The sequence below is a fragment of the Luteibacter pinisoli genome (genome assembly GCF_006385595.1).
Classification (GTDB): domain Bacteria; phylum Pseudomonadota; class Gammaproteobacteria; order Xanthomonadales; family Rhodanobacteraceae; genus Luteibacter; species Luteibacter pinisoli.
Genome location: NZ_CP041046.1, coordinates 4,219,057 through 4,237,295, shown reverse-complemented (window position 1 = coordinate 4,237,295; position 18,239 = coordinate 4,219,057). Strand labels below are relative to the sequence as shown.

General features: G+C 66.9%; 13 protein-coding genes and 1 riboswitch. Of the genes, 4 read left to right on the top strand and 9 right to left on the bottom strand.

From position 1 onward, the window contains the following. Positions 1-108: 108 nt before the first annotated feature. The 7 genes from queF to FIV34_RS19240 form a co-directional block, all read right to left on the bottom strand. Positions 109-936, bottom strand: coding sequence for an NADPH-dependent 7-cyano-7-deazaguanine reductase QueF (queF, locus tag FIV34_RS19270; RefSeq protein ID WP_139985110.1), 828 nt, complete (start codon positions 934-936; stop codon positions 109-111). Between the two features lie 44 nt (positions 937-980). Continuing rightward, a complete protein-coding gene (locus FIV34_RS19265; protein ID WP_139985109.1) occupies positions 981-1,973 on the bottom strand; it encodes an aldo/keto reductase in 993 nt (330 codons plus the stop codon). Next, on the bottom strand, positions 1,970-2,398 hold the full coding sequence (locus FIV34_RS19260; RefSeq protein WP_139985108.1) for a MerR family transcriptional regulator: 429 nt from the start codon (positions 2,396-2,398) through the stop codon (positions 1,970-1,972). Before FIV34_RS19260 ends, FIV34_RS19265 begins: the two co-directional genes overlap by 4 nt. Positions 2,399-2,450: 52 nt before the next feature. After that, positions 2,451-2,987: an ester cyclase gene (locus FIV34_RS19255; RefSeq protein ID WP_139985107.1), complete on the bottom strand. Its 537-nt coding sequence runs from the start codon at positions 2,985-2,987 to the stop codon at positions 2,451-2,453. 76 nt (positions 2,988-3,063) lie between these two features. After that, on the bottom strand, positions 3,064-3,483 hold the full coding sequence (locus tag FIV34_RS19250; protein ID WP_246058688.1) for an acyl-CoA thioesterase: 420 nt from the start codon (positions 3,481-3,483) through the stop codon (positions 3,064-3,066). A gap of 54 nt (positions 3,484-3,537) precedes the next feature. Next, on the bottom strand, positions 3,538-4,566 hold the full coding sequence (locus FIV34_RS19245) for a ribonucleotide-diphosphate reductase subunit beta (RefSeq protein ID WP_139985106.1): 1,029 nt from the start codon (positions 4,564-4,566) through the stop codon (positions 3,538-3,540). Further along, positions 4,566-7,067, bottom strand: coding sequence for a ribonucleoside-diphosphate reductase subunit alpha (locus tag FIV34_RS19240; RefSeq protein ID WP_425462901.1), 2,502 nt, complete (start codon positions 7,065-7,067; stop codon positions 4,566-4,568). The genes FIV34_RS19245 and FIV34_RS19240 overlap by 1 nt, the downstream gene beginning before the upstream one ends. A gap of 165 nt (positions 7,068-7,232) precedes the next feature. Then, positions 7,233-7,447: riboswitch (cobalamin riboswitch) on the bottom strand. A 202-nt stretch (positions 7,448-7,649) separates the two neighbouring features. Between FIV34_RS19240 and FIV34_RS19235 the strand changes: the two genes are divergently transcribed. Next, complete coding sequence (locus tag FIV34_RS19235; RefSeq protein WP_139985104.1) at positions 7,650-9,596, top strand: response regulator; 1,947 nt, start codon at positions 7,650-7,652, stop codon at positions 9,594-9,596. An 18-nt stretch (positions 9,597-9,614) separates the two neighbouring features. Here FIV34_RS19235 and FIV34_RS19230 read toward each other — a convergent pair whose 3' ends face one another. Further along, on the bottom strand, positions 9,615-10,061 hold the full coding sequence (locus FIV34_RS19230; RefSeq protein ID WP_139985103.1) for a DUF2501 domain-containing protein: 447 nt from the start codon (positions 10,059-10,061) through the stop codon (positions 9,615-9,617). A 110-nt stretch (positions 10,062-10,171) separates the two neighbouring features. Here FIV34_RS19230 and FIV34_RS19225 point away from each other — a divergent pair, with 110 nt between their 5' ends. The 3 genes from FIV34_RS19225 (at position 10,172) to FIV34_RS19215 (ending at position 17,027) form a co-directional block, all read left to right on the top strand. Beyond that, on the top strand, positions 10,172-12,718 hold the full coding sequence (locus FIV34_RS19225) for a family 78 glycoside hydrolase catalytic domain (protein WP_139985102.1): 2,547 nt from the start codon (positions 10,172-10,174) through the stop codon (positions 12,716-12,718). A 104-nt stretch (positions 12,719-12,822) separates the two neighbouring features. Further along, positions 12,823-14,490, top strand: coding sequence for a methyl-accepting chemotaxis protein (locus FIV34_RS19220; RefSeq protein ID WP_139985101.1), 1,668 nt, complete (start codon positions 12,823-12,825; stop codon positions 14,488-14,490). Positions 14,491-14,567: 77 nt separating this feature from the next. Then, the gene (locus FIV34_RS19215; RefSeq protein ID WP_246058687.1) at positions 14,568-17,027 is read left to right on the top strand and encodes a membrane-bound PQQ-dependent dehydrogenase, glucose/quinate/shikimate family; all 2,460 of its coding nucleotides are present in this window, start codon (positions 14,568-14,570) and stop codon (positions 17,025-17,027) included. 3 nt (positions 17,028-17,030) lie between these two features. On the opposite strand, the gene FIV34_RS19210 is transcribed toward FIV34_RS19215, so the two are convergent. Further along, on the bottom strand, positions 17,031-18,236 hold the full coding sequence (locus FIV34_RS19210) for an MFS transporter (protein ID WP_139985100.1): 1,206 nt from the start codon (positions 18,234-18,236) through the stop codon (positions 17,031-17,033). Positions 18,237-18,239: the final 3 nt, after the last annotated feature.

The window sequence follows — 18,239 nt, the reverse complement described above, 5'->3', positions numbered from 1 at the left end:
GAACAGGTCGAATGCATGGTCGGGGCGAGGAACACCCTCAGCCGCGGCAGGTTACAGGCTATACAACTAAAGGCAAGACCAATGAAGAGTGCATGAATACACGGTTCATCATTGGCGGGCACCACGCGGATTCCCCGGCTCGGCGGCCGGGTCCGTGCTGCGGAACGGGTTGATATCGAGGCCGCCGCGGCGGGTGTAGCGCGCGTACACGGCCAGCGCGCGCGGGGCGCAGCGCTCGCTCAGGTCCATGAAGATCCGCTCAACGCACTGTTCGTGGAATTCCGTGTGGCGGCGGAACGAGACCAGGTAACGGAGCAGGCCGGCCCGGTCGATCGGCGCGCCGGTGTAGCTGATCTGCACGCTGCCCCAGTCCGGCTGGCCGGTCACCGGGCAGTTCGAGCGCAGCAGGTGGGACACCAGCACTTCGCGCACTTCGCCTTCGTGGGTCGAGAGGAAATCGGGGCGCGGCGGGCCGTAGCTGTCGAAGGCCAGCTCCTGGTCGTCCAGCAGGATGCCCTCCGGCTCGTGCAGGGGCACGCCGTTGAGTTCCTCGGGCGCGTGCAGGGCGACCTCCACCGGGCCACCCGAGGCGGCGGAGAGGTCGCGCACCAGCGTGTCGCGCAGGTCGTCGCGGCTGCCCAGGGTCTCCTGGGCAAAGCTGTTCAGGTACAGCTTGAACGACTTCGATTCGACGATGTTGGGCGTGGTGGCCGGGAAGCGGAATTCCGCCACGGCCACCATGGGCTTGCCGCGCGGGTCCAGCCAGCTCAGCTCGTAGCCGTTCCAGATATCCACGCCGTGGAAAGGCAACGCGGCGCCATCCACGCCGATCTCGTCGCGCTTGGCCTGGCGGGGGATGGGGAAGAGCAGGCTGGCATCGTAGCGGTCGGCGTACGTGGTGGCCTTGCCCAGCGGCGAGTGATCGGGGGACGACATGGCGGTTTGCCGGGTGGGACAAACCGCCATTATACGGCCGCGGGTCAGGCGTTGATCGAACCCATCATGTTCGTCTGGTAACGGTCGCCCACCGCCGAATCCGGCGGGAAAACCGCATCGATCTCGGCGATCTCGCTGGCGCTGAGCTTCACGTCCATGGCCGCCGCGTTCTCCTCCAGGTACTTCACCCGCTTGGTGCCGGGAATCGGCACGATGTCCTGCCCCTTCGCCAGCACCCAGGCCAGGGCCAGCTGGCCGGGCGTGCAGCCTTTGTCGGCGGCGAATTGCTTCACCTTTTCCACGATCGCCAGGTTCTTCGTGAAGTTCTCGCCGGTGAAGCGCGGGTTGTGGCGGCGGTAGTCGTCCTCGGCGAAATCATCCGGTTGGGTGATGGCGCCGGTAAGGAAGCCGCGACCCAGCGGGCTGTACGCGACGAAAGCGATGCCGTGTTCGCGGCAGGCCGCCAGCGTGCCGGTGGTTTCCGGATCGCGCGTCCACAGCGAATACTCGCTCTGCAGCGCAGCGATTGGGTGCACCCGGGCCGCACGGGCGATGCTGGCGGCGGACGCTTCGGACAGGCCCAGATGGCGCACCTTGCCTTCCTTCACCAGCTCGGCCATGGCACCCACGGTCTCTTCGATCGGCACCGTGCGGTCCACGCGATGCTGGTAGTACAGATCGATGTAATCGGTCTTCAGGCGGCGCAGGCTGCCTTCCACCGACTGGCGTACATAGTCCGGGCGGCCGCTGACGCCGCGCGCGGCGGGGTTGCTCGGATCGCGCACGATGCCGAACTTCGTGGCCAGGAACACCTTGTCACGACGTCCCTGCAACACGCGCCCAATCAGTTCCTCGTTGGTGTGCGGGCCGTAAGCGTCGGAGGTATCCCAGAAGGTGATGCCGAGTTCCAGCGCGCGCTCCAGCGTGGCGATGTTCTGTGCGTCATCGCCCGGGCCGTAGAACTCGCTCATGCCCATGCAGCCAAGGCCTTGTGCCGAGACGTCGGGGCCGTTCGACCCAAGTTTGCGGGTGATCATGCTTGCTTCCTCCGGGGAGTGGGGATGGTGTCACCGGGGCCGCCGGCCGCGCCGTCGGCACCGTAAATGGAGCGGTACAGGGCGATCTTCTCGTCCAGCCGCGCGATGGTTTCGGTGAGCGATACCAGCTCGTCGCGCAGGTGCGCTGCGTGGCGCTCGAGCAGGTCGCCGCGGCCCACGATGCTTTCCTGGGTTTCACCCAGGCGGCGCAGGCGTACGTACTCCTGGATATCGCGCATGGCCATGCCCGTGCCGCGCAGGCGCAACACGAACTGGATGAGGCGCATGTCGTTCTCACCGTAGATCCGCTGGCCGCCCCGGCGGGGTACCGGGTCGATCAGGCCGATCTGCTCGTAGTAACGCAGCGTATAGGTGGTGGGGCCGGTGGCGAGAGCCGCCTCGGCAATGGTCAGGGATGTGGGCATAAGGGAAGCGTACGGCTTAGAGTGCGCTCTAAGTCAACACCCTTCTGCGTCGTTAGGGCTGGATGACGCCCAGCTGCTTGAGCAGCGTGAGGTTGTCCTCGAGGTGCCAGTCCTCGCCAATCCTGCCGTTGACGATGCGGTAGATGTCCGTGGCGATGAAGTCCACCGCCTGGCCGGTGCCCTTCTTGCCGTGGGCCTCGCCGGTGAAGTGGCCCTTGAAGTGGAGCAGGGCGACGACGCGGTCGCCGCTGACGATCAGCTGGTCCACGTCGCAGGTGAGATCCGGCACGGCGCTGCGGAACATTTTCGACGCCGCGATCGGGCCTTCCACGCCCTGGGGGCGGCCCGGCGGCAAGGTGTTGTCCTTGAAGGCGGGCGCCAGGGCCGCGCGGGCCAGTGACTCGTCGCCGGTGTTCCAGAAGGTGTCATAGCGCAAGGCTGCCTGGACCATGCGCTCGCGGGCCGCCTTGGGCAGGGATTTGTCCGCGATGACCACGCCGGGTTTCACGAGCTTCTCCGCGGCCTGCGCCATGGGTGCCACGACCAGGAGGAGGGTGGCGAGGGAGAGCAAGGCGTGCCGGGTGGCCATGGGTACCGCTCCGCGCAGGATGTGGCGCTGAACATACCTTGCGCCCGCAAGGACCGCTCTCAGCCTTTGGTATAGGTCAGGCGCGGTCGTCCGCAGCGAGCGACTCGACCAGCGTGGGCTTGTGGTTCTCGTCCAGCGCGATCATCACGAACGTGCCGCGGGTGCACAGCTCGCGCTCACCCGTGATCAGCTCTTCGGTGAACATGGCCACGTCGATATTCATCGAGGTGCGGCCCACGGAAACCACGGTGGCGACCAGCTCGACCATCTGGCCCTTGCGCACCGGCACGTGGAAATCCACCTGCTCGGAGCGCGCGGTCACCACGATCTTGCGGGAGTAGCGCGAGGCGGCCAGGAAGGCCGCCTTATCCATCCAGGCCAGCGCCTGGCCACCGAACAGGGTGCCCAGGTGGTTGGTGTGGTCCGGGAAGACGATCTCGAGGACGCGGGCTTCGGTGGGGCGGGCAATGGGGAGCATGGCGGGGGACTTGGGCATGATGGGCTCCATTTTACTGCATTGCAGCATTTCCTGCCGCCGCTCCCCGTTGGCTCAGAACGACTGGTCGAAGGCCACTTCGCCCTGGACGCCCACCTGGTAGGACGAAACACGGCGTTCGAAGAAGTTGGTGAGCTCCTGGACGTCCTGCAAGTCCATGAAGTCGAACGGGTTCTTCGAGCCGTACTTCTTCGGCATGTCGAGCTGGACCAGGCGCTGGTCCGCGCAGTACTCGAGGTACTGGCGCATGTCGTTCACCGACAGGCCGGCCACGCCACCGGAAAGCACGTCCGCCGCGAACTGGGTCTCGCAGGCGATCGCGTCTTCCAGCATCTGCTCCACCTGCAGGCGCATCTCGTCGTCGAAGAGATCCGGCTCTTCCTCGCGCACCGTGCGAACCACGTCGAAGGCGAAGGCCATGTGGCCCGATTCGTCGCGGAACACCCAGTTCGTACCCGAGGCGAGGCCATGCAGCAGGCCGCGCGAGCGCAGGTAGTACACGTAGGCGAAGGCCGCGAAGAAGAACAGGCCTTCGATGCATGCGGCGAAGCAGATCAGGTTGAGCAGGAACTGGCGGCGATGCTCGCGGGTCTCCAGGCGGTTGACGTCCTGGATGGAGTCGATCCACTTGAAGCAGAACTCGCCCTTCTGGCGGATCGAGGGGATGTTCTCGATCGCCGCGAAGGCCTTGTTGCGCTCGTTCGGATCCGGGATGTAGGTGTCGAGCAGCGTGAGGTAGAACTGCACGTGCAGCGCTTCCTCATACAGCTGGCGCGACAGGTACATGCGCGCTTCGGGCGAGTTCACGTGCTGGTACAGGTTAAGCACCAGGTTGTTCGACACGATGGTGTCGCCGGTGGCGAAGAACGCCACCAGGCGATGGATCAGGTGCCGGTCCGCGTCGGACATCTTCGACTTCAGGTCGGTCACGTCCAGCGAGAAATCCACCTCTTCCACCGTCCACGTATTGCGGATGGCAGCGCGGTACATCTCGTAGAACTTCGGGTAACGCATCGGACGCAGCGTCAGCTCGAAGCCCGGGTCGAGGAGGTGGGCGTCGCGGGTGATCGGATGGGCGGACATTACTGGCAGGCCTCGCAGTATTCAGGATTTTCGAGCGAGCAGAACACTGCTGCCGTGGCTTCGTCCTGCGCATCGACGACCGGTGCGACCGGTGCGGCGACCGACGCGGTGACGGTGGTCTTCGCAATACGGGTGGCCGGACGCGAACGCAGGTAGTAGGTGGTTTTGACGCCGGACTTCCATGCGTACATGTACATGGACGACAGCTGGCCGATGTTCGGGTTTTCCATGAACAGGTTCAGCGACTGGCTCTGGTCGATATAGGCGCCGCGCGCGGCGGCCAGGTCGATCAGGGCCTTCTGCGGCAGCTCCCACACGGTGCGGTAGATCGCGCGCAGCTGCTCGGGAATCGAGGTGATGCCCTGCACGGAACCTTCGGCCAGCTTGATCTGGTCGCGGACGTCGGCGGTCCACAGGCCCAGGGTCTTCAGCTCGTCGACGAGGTAGCGGTTCACCACGAGGAAGTCACCCGAGAGGGTTTCGCGCTTGAACAGGTTGGACACCTGCGGCTCGATGCATTCGTAGCAACCGGCGATGGACGCGATGGTGGCGGTCGGCGCGATGGCGATGAGCAGCGAGTTGCGCAGGCCCTTCGCCTTGATCTTCTCGCGCAATTCGGCCCAGCGGTCGTCCTTGCCGGTCGGCGTGGCGGCCGGCCAGTAATCGAACTGGAGCTCGCCGTTGGCAGCGCGGCTCTCGTCGAAGCCCGGGTGGGCGCCATCGCGCTCGGCGATCTCGTTGGACTGCGACAGGGCGTGGAAGTAGATCTCTTCCGAAATGCGCGTGGAGAGCTGCAGCGCTTCGGCCGAGTCGAACGGCAGGCGCAGCTTGAAGAACACATCCTGCAGGCCCATCACGCCCAGGCCCACCGGGCGCCACTTCATGTTCGCCGTGCGCGCGGTGTCGATCGGGTAGAAGTTCAGGTCGATGACGCGGTTGAGCTGGCGCACGGCCGTACGCACGGTGGTGGCGAGCTTGTCGAAATCGAACGCGCCGTCCACGACGTGGCGGGAGAGGTTCACCGAGCCGAGGTTGCACACCGCCGTCTCGCCTTCGTTGGTCACCTCGAGGATCTCGGTGCACAGGTTCGACAGGTGGATGACGTTCTCCGGGCGCGCCGTCTGGTTGCTGGTGGCGTTGGAACGATCCTTGAAGGTCATCCAGCCGTTGCCGGTCTGCGCGAGCGAACGCAGCATGCGGGCGTAGAGCTCGCGCGCCTTCACCGTCTTCGAGGCGATGCCGTCGGCTTCGGCCTTCGCGTACGCGGCTTCGAAGGTCTCGCCCCAGGTGTCGACGAAGTGCGGCACGATCTTCGGATCGAACAGCGACCAGTCGCCGTCCGTTTCCACGCGACGCATGAACAGGTCGGGCACCCAGTTGGCGAGGTTGAGGTTGTGCGTGCGGCGGGCGTCGTCGCCGGTGTTTTCGCGCAGCTCGAGGAATTCCTCGATGTCGGCGTGCCAGCTTTCCAGGTACACGCAGGCCGCGCCCTTGCGCTTGCCGCCCTGGTTCACCGCGGCCACCGAGGCGTCCAGCGTCTTCAGCCAGGGCACCAGGCCGTTCGAATGGCCGTTGGTGCCGCGGATCAGCGAGCCGCGCGAACGGATCCGCGAGTAGGCCAGGCCAATGCCGCCGGCGAATTTCGAGAGCTGGGCCACGTCGCCATACTTCGCGTAGATCGACGCGAGGTCGTCCTGCGGCGAGTCGAGCAGGAAGCACGACGACAGCTGTTCGTGCGCCGTGCCGGCGTTGAACAGGGTGGGCGAGCTGGCCAGGTATTCCAGCGACGAGAGCATGCGGTACAGCTCAAGCGTTTCCGCGACATCGTTGCCGCCGAGCGCGCAGGCGATGCGCATGAAGAAGTACTGAGGCGTCTCGATGACGTGGCGCTTGGTCGGGTGGCGCAGCAGGTAACGGTCATACACCGTGCGCAGGCCGAAGTATTCGAAGCGGCGCGAGGCGGTCAGGTCGATCGCATCGTTGAGCTTGCGGGCGTTGGCCTGCACGAACGCGCGCAGGCGCTCGTTGAGGATGCCCAGCTCGACGCCCAGGTTGATCGACTGCGAGAACGACTGGATGTCCTGGCCGCTCACTTCCTTGTCGACGAAGGCCGAGAGCAGGCGCGCGGCAAGCTGGCCGTATTCCGGCTCTTCGGCGGTGAGGGCCGCGGCGGTGCGGATCGAGAGCTGGTCGAGCTCCTGGGTGGTGGCGCCGTCGTAGAGGCCGCCGATGGTCTTCAGCGCCACGCGCATCGGGTCTACCGCGAACAGGCCGTCGGCGCTGCGCGTCACCGCGCGCACGATCTTGTTCACGTCCACGGTTTCCTGGCCGCCGTTGCGCTTCTTCACGCGCATCTGGCCGGGGTTGTGCGGCGGGGTCAGCGCGAAGGCCGGCGGGGCATCCTCGCGGTAGCCGGCCGCGGGGGCCTGCTCGGTGGTGCGGGTGGAGGGGGTGGCGGCCGCATCGGCCGTCTCGGTGCGCTCGCGCGCTGCGGAATCCATTGTCGTCATGCTTGGCGTGCCCCAGGGCCTAGGTCCAGTCGCCCGCTCCCTCGCACGGGTCTCGACGCAGTGGGGCGCAACGGGAAAGCCGGGGACGAAGCCGCGCAACGGGGCTTCGGTCCGCGACGTGCTTCCCCGCGGAAGCCGTCACTACAAACCGGGCTGCTTGGGCCACGGCTGCTGGCAGGTCTTCGGACTTCGTGGACGTTTGCGGCCGTGCCGCCTCGCCTACCCGTCGCTTCCCAGCCTTTGGGGGCCAGTGCATTGAACGGGATCGTTTCCACTTACCGCTGCGGGGCAGTTCCGGATTTACACCGGATTCCCTATTAAGTCCGACGGGCAGTCGCGCCGCCTCGGACACCAACGGGACACACGATATAGGCGAGGGCAGGGCAGGTCAACACAAGATATAGGGTAAAGTGCCAATGCACTTGGTAACTCAATGAGTTGCAATCCGCGCGCCCGTGGGGCTTGCCTGAACGGCCGTGCGGGCATGTGAAGATCCCCTACACCCAAGGCCCCATGGCCCGACGATAAGATTCCGCCCCCATCCCATACAGACACCCAGGGCAGCCCGGTCCCATGCCATCTCCGTTCGCGTTGCAGGACCATGCACTGCTCAATCAATCGCTTGATGCGGTGCCCTTCGGCTTGGTGGCGTTGTCGCCCGCCGGCGAGACGCTGTACGCGAATGCGTGGGCCAGGGCCCGCCTGCGCGGGGCCGCGTTCCTGTCGCTGTGGGATCCGGCCGGACGCACCACCCTGGAGTCCCTGCTGCCGACGATCGGCGCCCGGGGCGTGCGCGACCTCGAACTGACGGCGATCGACGGCCTGCTCTGGCGCCTCGCCCTGGAAACATGGAGTGTCTCCGCGGTCGGCGAGGGCGTGGTGCTGGCGACCTGGCGCCCGGCCAGCGACGACAAGGCGTGGATGAGCCCCGGTGGCCAGGGCCCGATGGACATCACCCAGGACCAGATGCGCCAGGCGCAGAAGATGGACGCCATCGGCAAGCTCACCGGCGGCGTGGCCCACGATTTCAACAACCTCTTGCAGGTCATCAGCGGCAACCTGCAGCTGCTGGCCACCGACGTGCGCGGCAACGCCCGCGCCGAGCGGCGCGTGGCCAATGCGATGGCCGGCGTCACCCGCGGCTCAAAGCTGGCCGCCCAGCTGCTCGCCTTTGGCCGGCGCCAGCCGCTCGCCCCCAAGGTGGTGAACATCGGCCGCTTCGTGCGCGAGATGGACGACCTTCTGCGCCGCGCCCTGGGCGAGGCGATCGAGGTGGAAACCGTCATCGCCGGCGGCCTGTGGAACACCCTGGTGGACGTGGGCAACGTGGAAAACGCGCTGCTCAACCTGGCCATCAACGCGCGCGACGCGATGGGTGCCCAGGGCAAGCTCACCATCGAGGCCGGCAACACCCAGCTCGATGAGGCCTATGCCAAGGCCCACGGTGACCTGAAGCCGGGCCAGTACGTGATGCTGGCGGTGACCGACACCGGCACGGGCATTGCGCCGGATGTGCTGGCGCACGTGTTCGAACCGTTCTTCACCACCAAGCCGGAGGGCCAGGGCACCGGCCTGGGCCTGTCCATGGTCTACGGCTTCGTGAAGCAGTCCGGCGGCCACGTGAAGATTTACAGCGAGGCCGGCCACGGCACTACCGTGAAGATCTACCTGCCCCGCTCGGCGCAGAGCGAAGACCGTCTTGTCGATCTCGACGAAGGCGGCGTGCGCGGCGGCGACGAAACCGTGCTGGTGGCCGAGGATGACGACGAAGTGCGCGAGACCGTGGTGGGCCTGCTGGCCGACCTCGGCTATCGCGTGCTGAAGGCGCGCGACGCGGAAAGCGCGCTGTCCATCATCGACAGCGGCATCGCCATCGACCTGCTGTTTACCGACGTGGTGATGCCCGGCCCCCTGCGCAGCCCCGAGCTCGCGCGCAAGGCCGTGGAACGCCAGCCCGGCATGGCGGTGCTGTTCACCTCCGGCTACACCGAGAACGCCATCGTGCATGGCGGCCGCCTCGATGAAGGCGTGGAGCTGCTCAGCAAGCCCTATACCCGGGAGGCGCTGGCGCGCAAAGTCCGCCAGATCCTCGCCGCCCGCGTGCTGGTCCCTGCGATGGCGCCCACGCGCCTGCCGCCGCCGGCCAGTACCGCACCGGCAGCGGCACCGTCATTGCGCGTGCTGGTGGTGGAAGACGACGCCCTGATCCGCATGAGCATCGCCGAGATGCTGGAGAGCCGTGGGCATACGGTGTTCGAGGCGGGCGACGGCAACGAAGCCATCCGCCTGCACGGCAGCGAAAACATCGACGTGCTGCTTGCCGACGTGGGCCTGCCAGGCATGAACGGCGTGGACGTGGCCTCGCGCATGCGCGAGGCCCAGCCGGACCTGCCGGTGCTGTTCGCCACTGGCGACCAGAACGCCAACGGCGTGGTGCGTGATGCGCGCACCGCAGTGATCGTGAAGCCCTATGGCGTGGCGGATCTCACCGAAGCGCTTGGGCGCATCACGCGCGCCTGAGTTACATCCGCGCCCAGGTTACATCCCGGCCATCTTCTTGCCCTGCTTGAGCACGGCGTCGCAGGCCTTGTGCACCAGCTTGGCCTTCATGTCGTCCGTGCCGCCGCCGCTCCCACCGATGCCGCCCAGCTGGTTCAGGTCGGTCGTGGTCTTGCCGTTGCTGCCGGTGAGCAGCCCCTTGGCGCCCGCCAGGTAGCCCTTGTCCTGGGTGGGCTCGGGTGCGGACGTGTTACCGGAGAGACTGCCCAGCAGCTTGTCTTTCACGCCCGACGCGCCCGAACTGCCGCCGAGATAGTTGTTGCTGATGCAGTACTGGATGATGCCGGCGGCGTTGCCCGCGCTTCCCGCCGTGAGGCTGCTGCCGCTGCCGCCCATGAGGCCGCCCAGTTTGTCGAGTTGTCCGGCGTAGGCCGCGGTACTGGCCAGGGCAAGGCCCAGGGCGAGGCCGGCGAAGGAGGTCTTCATGACGGTGGCTCCGGTTGGCTTGGGGTGGGTACTGTGTAGACCCGCACACGTTAGAACGATGTGTGCGGGTATGCTCGGCGGTTGATGACTGCCTCCCGGGATTCGACGCCTTGCCGCCACGCGCCCTCTGCCTCGCCCTGTTGCTCGCCCCCTCGTTCGCCCATGCCGCCCACCTTGAGCGGCTGCGCATGGAACGCGTTGATGCGCCGCTCTACGTGGATACGGCCAAACCGCGTTTCGCCTGGGTCATCCATGCCGAAAAGAACGGCACCGTCCAGCAGGGCTATCGCCTTCGCGTCAGCCAGGAGGGCAAGCCGGTGTGGGACAGCGGCGAGGTGCGTTCGGCGCAGTCGTTCGACGTGGCCTACGCCGGCCCGGCGCTGGCCCCGGGCAGCCGCTACCAGTGGCAGGTGGATGTCCATACGTCCGAAGGCGACGCGAGTGCCACCTCGGTGTTCGGCACGGCCCTGGATGCCTCGGGCTGGGCTGGCGCGCAGTGGATCGGCAAGGCCGATGCCGCGAGCCTGCCGGCCCCGTTGCTGCGGCGACGCTTCCATGTGGACGGCGCCGTGTCGCGCGCCACGCTATACGTGGCCGCCGGTGGCTATGCCGATATGAGCGTGGATGGGCGCCCCGTCAGCGACGCCGTGCTGTCGCCAGGCTTTACCGACTACACGAAGCGCGTGGAAGTCGTCACCACCGATGTCCCGCTCACGCCGGGTGACCACGAACTCGGCGCCGAACTCGGCCGCGGGTTCTACGGCATGACCAACACCAACGTATGGCATTGGGAGCGCGCGCCGTGGCACGGCCAGCCGCGCGTGCGGGCGCTGCTCGTCATCCGCTACGCCGATGGCCGCGTGGCGCGCATTCCCACCGACACGTCCTGGCAGCAGGCCGACGGCCCGACGCGACTGGACGACCTCTACGGTGGCGAGGTGTACGACGCACGCGCCGCGGCGCCGTCGCAGTGGAACGCGGCCGCCGTGCTTCCCGCACCGCCAGGCCAGCTCGTGGCGCAGATGGAACAGCCGATCCGCGTGACCGACACGCTCGCTGCCACCGAGGTGACCGAGCCCAAGCCGGGCACCTTCGTTTTCGCCTTTCCGCGCGTCATCGCCGGCTGGGCGGATTTCGACGTACAGGGGCCCGCGGGCACGACGATCACCGCGCACTACGGCGAAAAGCTGCTGCCCGACGGCATGGTCGACGCGCGCGACGAACACCACTACTTCAAGGCCGGCTTCCAGACCGATCGCCTTACGCTGCGCGGAGGCCGTACGCAGTGGCACCCGCGCTTCTCGTACAAGGGCTTCCGCTACGTGCAGGTGGATGGCTGGCCGGGGCGTCCCGATCTCGCCGCGGTGAAGGCGGCGGTCGTGCACACCGATGTCGGTGTCACCGGCCATTTCGACAGCGCGAACGACCTGCTCAACTGGATCCACCAGGCCGCCGTGGACACCATGCTCAACAACCTGCATGGCATCCCGACGGATACGCCCATGTACGAGAAAAACGGCTGGACCGGCGACGGCATGCTGGGCGTAGACATGTTCCTGCGCAACTTCGATGCGGCGGCGTTGTTCACCAAGTGGGAGCGCGATATCGCCGACACCCGCGGCAGCGATGGCGTGCCGCGCGTCACCGCGCCCAACGCGGGATGGGCGCTCGACGTGCATGCGCCCACGTGGAATGCGGCGTACGTCATCGTGCCGTGGGCGCTGTACATGCACACCGGCGATCGCGCGCCGATCGATGAACACCTCGACGGCATCGCCCGCTTCGTCGCCCGCGAAGACGCCCATTCACCGGGCGGCATCGACGATACCGAACTGGGCGACTGGGTCAGTCCGGAAACCGACCCTTCCGGTGAAAATGCGCCCGAAGACAAGAAGGTGGCCGCGACCGCCTACCTCTACCGGATGGAGCGCGTCGTCGCCGACATGCAGCGCCTGGGCGGCGACACCGCCGACGCGGCACGCTTCGATGCCATGGCTGGGAAGGTCCGCGACGCCTTCAACGTCCGCTTCCTCGACCGCACGGCGGGTGTCTACCGCGGCGAAGGCGACCAGGGCTATCGCCAGGCGCATAACCTGCTGGCGCTCGGCTTCGGCCTCGTTCCCGACGCCGACCGGGCACGCGTGGCCGCCTCGGTGGCCGCCGACGCGAAGGCTCGCGGCGACCACCTCGACACCGGCGCCCTGGCGACAAAGCTGATCCTGCCCGTGCTTACCGCCACCGGCCACGCCGACGAAGCCTGGGCCATCGCCACCCAGGTGACCTTCCCCAGCTGGGGTTTCTGGCGGGCCAACGGCGCGACCAGCCTGTGGGAACACTGGAAGCTGGCCTCGCGCTCGCGCGGCCATTACTTCCTCGGCACGGTGGACGACTGGCTGTTCGAGGACATGGCCGGACTGCGTCCGCTGGCCCCGGGCTGGCGCCGGTTCGCGGTGCAGCCCGCCCTCACCGGGTGGCTGGACCATGCGTCGGCCACGGTGATGACCCCCTACGGCGAGGCCTCCGTGGCCTGGCGCAAGGTGAACGGCCACGTCGAAGCGGAGGTCGTCGTTCCCGTCGGCACCGAGGCCGAGGTGGGATTGCCAGGACGCAAGGCGCTCGCCGTGGGCAGCGGACGGCATCGTCTCAGCCTGCCCTGAGGCTGGCCGGTGTGAACGCTGTCACATAAGTGACGTCAAGCGCCGCAGGTTTTTGCCGATAAAGCGTCCGTGGGGGACATCTTTATCCCGAGGGCGCAGGTTGTATGTCGGCAGTAATGAACTGGTTTGGACGCACCACGCTGAACACGCGGGTGTGGATGGTGATGACGATCGTCGTGCTTGGCCTCGTGGGCCAGACGGTCATGGCCGGCATCGAAAGCCGCGCGGCGCAGATGCGCGGCCTGGAAAATACCCTTGGGCAGCACGTGTCCGCAGCGAGCTCCATCGCTGACGCCTGGCATGCGCGCGCCGCCAAGGGCGAGATGAGCGACGTCGAAGCGCGCGTCGCCGCGTTGCGTGACATCGAAGCCATGCGCTGGGACAACGGCACCGGCTACGTCTTCGCCTTCGACTCCGGCCTGGCGATGCGCATGCATCCGCTGCGCAGCGACGAGATCGGCAAGAACATCCGCGACGATGCCGACGGCCATGGGTTCCATCAGTACGTGGCCATGCAGGAAGCCGACGCGAAGGATGGTCACGGCCTCACCCGCTACACCCAGGTGATGCCGAAGACGAAGGAGCTGCGCGACAAGATCAGCTACTCCGCGCTGTACCAGCCGTGGGACCTGCATTTCGTCTCCGGTGCGTACTTCACCGATATCGACGCCGCTTTCCAGGCGCAGATGGTGCAGGGTCTGGCCAAGTCGGCCGTGCTCGCCGCGCTGGCGCTGTTCGTGGTCTGGTTCTCGATGCGCAGCATCCGCGCGACCATCGGTGGCGAACCGCGTGATGCGCAGGCCATCGCCAGCCGCATCGCCGGCGGCGACCTGCGCCACGATGCCGCCAGCGATTTCACGCCGGATAGCCTGCTTGGCGCACTGGAACGCATGCGCGGCACGCTCGCCTCCATCGTGGCCGAAGTGCAGACCGGCGCCCACGTGGTGTCGACCACCGCGGGCGAAATCGCGCGCGGTAATGACGACCTCTCGCATCGCACGCAGGAACAGGCCTCCAGCCTGGAAGAAACCGCGGCGTCGATGGAAGAGATGACGGCGACGGTGAAACAGAATGCCGAGAACGCCAATGCCGCGGATCGCCTCTCACGCCATGCCCGTGGCGAAGCGGAGAAAGGCGGCGACGTGGTGGCGAAAGCCATGGATGCGATGCGCGACATTGGTGACTCCAGCCGCCGCATCGCCGACATCGTCGGCATGATCGACGAGATCGCCTTCCAGACCAACCTGCTCGCCCTGAACGCGGCCGTGGAAGCGGCGCGTGCCGGCGAACAGGGTCGTGGCTTCGCCGTCGTCGCCAGCGAGGTGCGTCGCCTGGCGCAGTCCAGCGCCGCGGCGTCGAAGGAGATCAAGGCACTCATCGTGGAAAGCGGCGAGCGCGTGGAGACCGGTGCGGAACTGGTCGAGCGTTCCGCCAACGCCTTGCGTGACATCGTCAGCAGCGTGTCGAAGGTGACCGACATCGTGGCCGAGATTGCCGCTGCCAGCGCCGAGCAGTCGGCGGGTGTCGACCAGGTGAACATCGCCATCGCGCAGATCGACCAGGTAACGCAGGAAAATGCGGCCCTGGTGGAAGAAGCCGCGGCCGCGGCGAAGTCCATGCAAGACCAGGCCGGCTCGCTGCGCGAACAGGTGGCGTTCTTCACCGTCGACGACGGCGCGCCGGTCGTGGTGGCCGAACCCACGGTGCACGACCTGCGTTTCGGCCAGAAGAAAGCGCCGGAAAACGCCGACGCATGGGCGGAATTCGCCTGAGGCATGCACCACCGCTTCACGTGTCAGATCACAGTCTAGGCAGAGGGGTGGGTGCCGTCCTTTGCGAGGTCTGACACGTGAGAAGGGTAAGAAGGTTCCACCCGGCGACGCTCTTCTCTGCGTTTGTCTTCGCGCTGGCCGGCGTGGCCATGCTGCTCGGCGGCATCCGCCTGACCCACTTCGGCGGATCGGTCTACTTCGTCGCCACGGGCGCACTGCTTTTAGTGGTAGCCGCACTGCTGTTGTTCCGCGTCCGTTTCGCCGTGCCCCTCTACACCGTGTTCCTGCTGGCCAGTGCCGCGTGGGCGGTATGGGAAGTGGGCTTCGACTGGTGGCAGCTGCTGCCGCGCCTGGATGTGTGGTTCGTGCTGGGGCTGTGGCTGCTGTTGCCGTGGCCACGACGCGGGCTGGGCCGTAACCCGTACCATGACACCGCGCGTGGCACGGGCGGCGGCTTCCTGTTCCTTGGCCTGCTCGTGGTGGCCGTCGTGGGCCTCGTCGGTGTTTTCCAGCCGGTGCCGGATCTCGCCGGCGAACTGCCGATGGCCGATGTGTCCGGGCCGCAGGGCGATCGCGCGTCACGTGCGGACGGCGACTGGACCGACTATGGAAGTTCCTCGTGGGGCCAGCGCTATTCGCCGCTGAAGCAGATCACGCCCGACAACGTCAGTCAGTTGCAGGTGGCGTGGAAAATCCAAACCGGTGATCTTCCCGGCCCCGATGATCCGACCGAGACCACGGCCGAGAACACCCCGCTCAAGATCGGCGACACCGTGTACCTGTGCACGCCGCACAGCCGGGTGATCGCCGTGGATGCTGCGACCGGGGCAAAGCGCTGGGAATTCGATCCGAAGATCCAGAGCCCCATCGGCTTCAAGCACTGGGAACATATGACCTGCCGCGGCGTGTCGTATCACGACGATGCGCGCTACGCGGCCGCGCTGATTCCCGCGCCGGCCACCACGGCACCCGGCGTGCCGGCGCCTGCGTCCACCGCGCCGCTGCCGGCCAACGTGCTGGCCTCGGGCACCTGCCCGCGCCGCCTGTTCCTGCCCACCGCCGATGCACGCCTGATCGCGATCAACGCCGACAACGGCCAGGTCTGCGAAGACTTTGGCAACAAGGGCACCGTGGACCTGCGCGCCAACATCGGCCCGTTCACGCCGGGCGGTTACTACTCCACCTCGCCGCCCGCGGTCACGAAGGACCTGGTGATCATCGGCGGCCATGTCACCGACAACGAATCGACCAACGAGCCGTCCGGCGTCATCCGCGCCTTTGATGTGCACGACGGACATCTCGTGTGGAACTGGGATCCGGGCAAGCCGGACGACACCGCACCCATCGCGGCCGGCGATACCTATACGCGTAACTCGCCGAACATGTGGTCGCTCTTCAGCGTCGACGAACAGCTGGGCATGGTCTACCTGCCGATGGGCAACCAGACACCGGACCAGTTTGCCGCCGGGCGCACACCGACCTCGGAGAAGTACGGCGCGGGCCTGGTCGCGCTCGATGTCACCACGGGCAAGGTGAAGTGGAATTACCAGTTCACCCACCATGATCTGTGGGACATGGACGTGGGTGGCCAGCCCACGCTGGTGGACCTGACCACCGACGGTGGCGTCAAGCCGGCGATCATCGCGTCGACCAAGCAGGGCAGCATCTACGTGCTGGACCGGCGTGACGGCACGCCCATCGTCCCTATCCATGAAGTACCGCGGCCGCAGGGCGCGGTGCCGGGTGACCACACCGCGGCGACGCAGCCGATGTCCGACCTCAACATGGTGCCGCCGGACATGCGCGAGCGCGACATGTGGGGCACCACGCCGTTCGACATGCTGTGGTGTCGCGTGCGCTTCCGCTCGCTGCGCTACGACGGCATGTACACGCCGCCGTCGCTGCAGGGCTCACTGGTGTTCCCGGGCAACTTCGGCGTCTTTGACTGGGGTGGCGTATCGGTCGATCCGACGCGGCAGCTTCTGCTCGCCAACCCGAGCTACATGGCCTTCCAGTCGCGGCTGATCCCGAAGGACCAGCTCGACAAGATGGAAGTGGTCGAATCGAAGAGCGAGACCGAAGGCATCAAGAAAGCCGTGGGCATTCCTTACGGCATCGAAGTGTCCGCGTTCCTTTCGCCGCTGGGCATCCCGTGCCAGGCGCCGCCGTGGGGCTATGTCGCCGGTATCGACCTGCGTAGCGGCAAGACGCTGTGGAAGCACCGCAACGGCACCATCGTGGACAGCGCACCGCTGCCGATCCCGATGCCGCTGGGCGTGCCCAGCCTGGGCGGCATGGTGACCACCGCGGGTGGGCTGACCTTCCTCAGCGGCACGCTGGACTATTACCTGCGCGCCTACGATGTGCGCACCGGTCGCAAGCTGTGGGAGGCGCGCCTGCCCGCCGGTGGCCAGGCCACGCCGATGAGCTATGCGGACAATACCGGCCGCCAGTACATCCTGGTGGTGGCCGGCGGCCACGGTTCGCTGGGCACGAAGCAGGGCGACTGGGTGATCGCCTACGCCCTGCCGAAATAACCCTTACTTCTTCGGATTGGGCAGGAAGGCGGCGAGCAGGCCGATCAGCGGCAGGAAGGCGCAGAGCTGGTACACCGCCTCGATGCCGTAATGGTCGGCCATCTCGCCAAGGACGGCGGCGCCGATGCCACCCATGCCGAACGAGAAGCCGAAGAACAGGCCGGAAATCATCCCGACCTTGCCCGGCACCAGCTCCTGCGCGAACACCACGATGGCCGGGAACGCCGAGGCCAGGATCAGGCCGATCGCCACGGTCAGCGGCGCCGTCCAGAACAGGCTCGCATGCGGCAGCAACAGCGTGAACGGCAGCGTGCCCAGGATCGAGAACCAGATGACGCGCTTGCGTCCGAAGCGATCACCCACCGGGCCGCCGAGCACCGTGCCGACCGCCACTGCGCCCAGGAACACGAACAGGTGCAGCTGCGCGGTTTCAACGGAAATGTGGAAGCGGTGGATCAGGTAGAACGTGAAGTAGCTGGTCAGGCTGGCCAGGTACACGTACTTCGAGAAGATAAGCGCGAGCAGCACGGCGATGCCACGCGTCGCTTCACGCGTCGGCGGCGCGCTTTGCGCGTGCGCGGCATGCGAGGCCTGCAGGCGCTGCACGCCGTGGTGCTTGTACCACTGGCTCACGTTCCACAGGATGGCGCACGAGAGCAGGGCCAGCAGCGCGAAGAACGCCAGGCTCGACTGGCCCCAGCGCACCACGACGATGGCGGCGGCTAGCGGGCCGAGCGCCTGGCCGGCGTTACCGCCCACCTGGAACAGCGACTGGGCCAGGCCATGCCGGCCACCCGAGGCCATGCGCGCCACGCGCGAGGATTCGGGATGGAACACCGACGAACCCATGCCAAGCAGGGCGGCGCCGCCGAGCAGCACCGCGTACGCATGCGCCTGCGAGAGCACCACCAGGCCAGCCAGGGAGAACAGCGTGCCACCGGGCAAGGCCAGCGGTGTCGGCCGTCGGTCCGCATAGAGGCCGATCAGCGGCTGCAGGATCGATGCGGTGATCTGGTAGGTGAGGGTAATCAGGCCGATCTGGCCGAAGTCGAGCTGGAAGTCGCTCTTCAGGCCGGGATAAATCGCCGGCAGCAGCGACTGCATCATGTCGTTCAACAGGTGGCAGAAGCTGATGGCGAAGATCACGCCATAGACAGTAGGGGCGGCAGCACGGTTGGCCTGCGCCGCCGCGTTCGCGGGGGCTTGCATGGG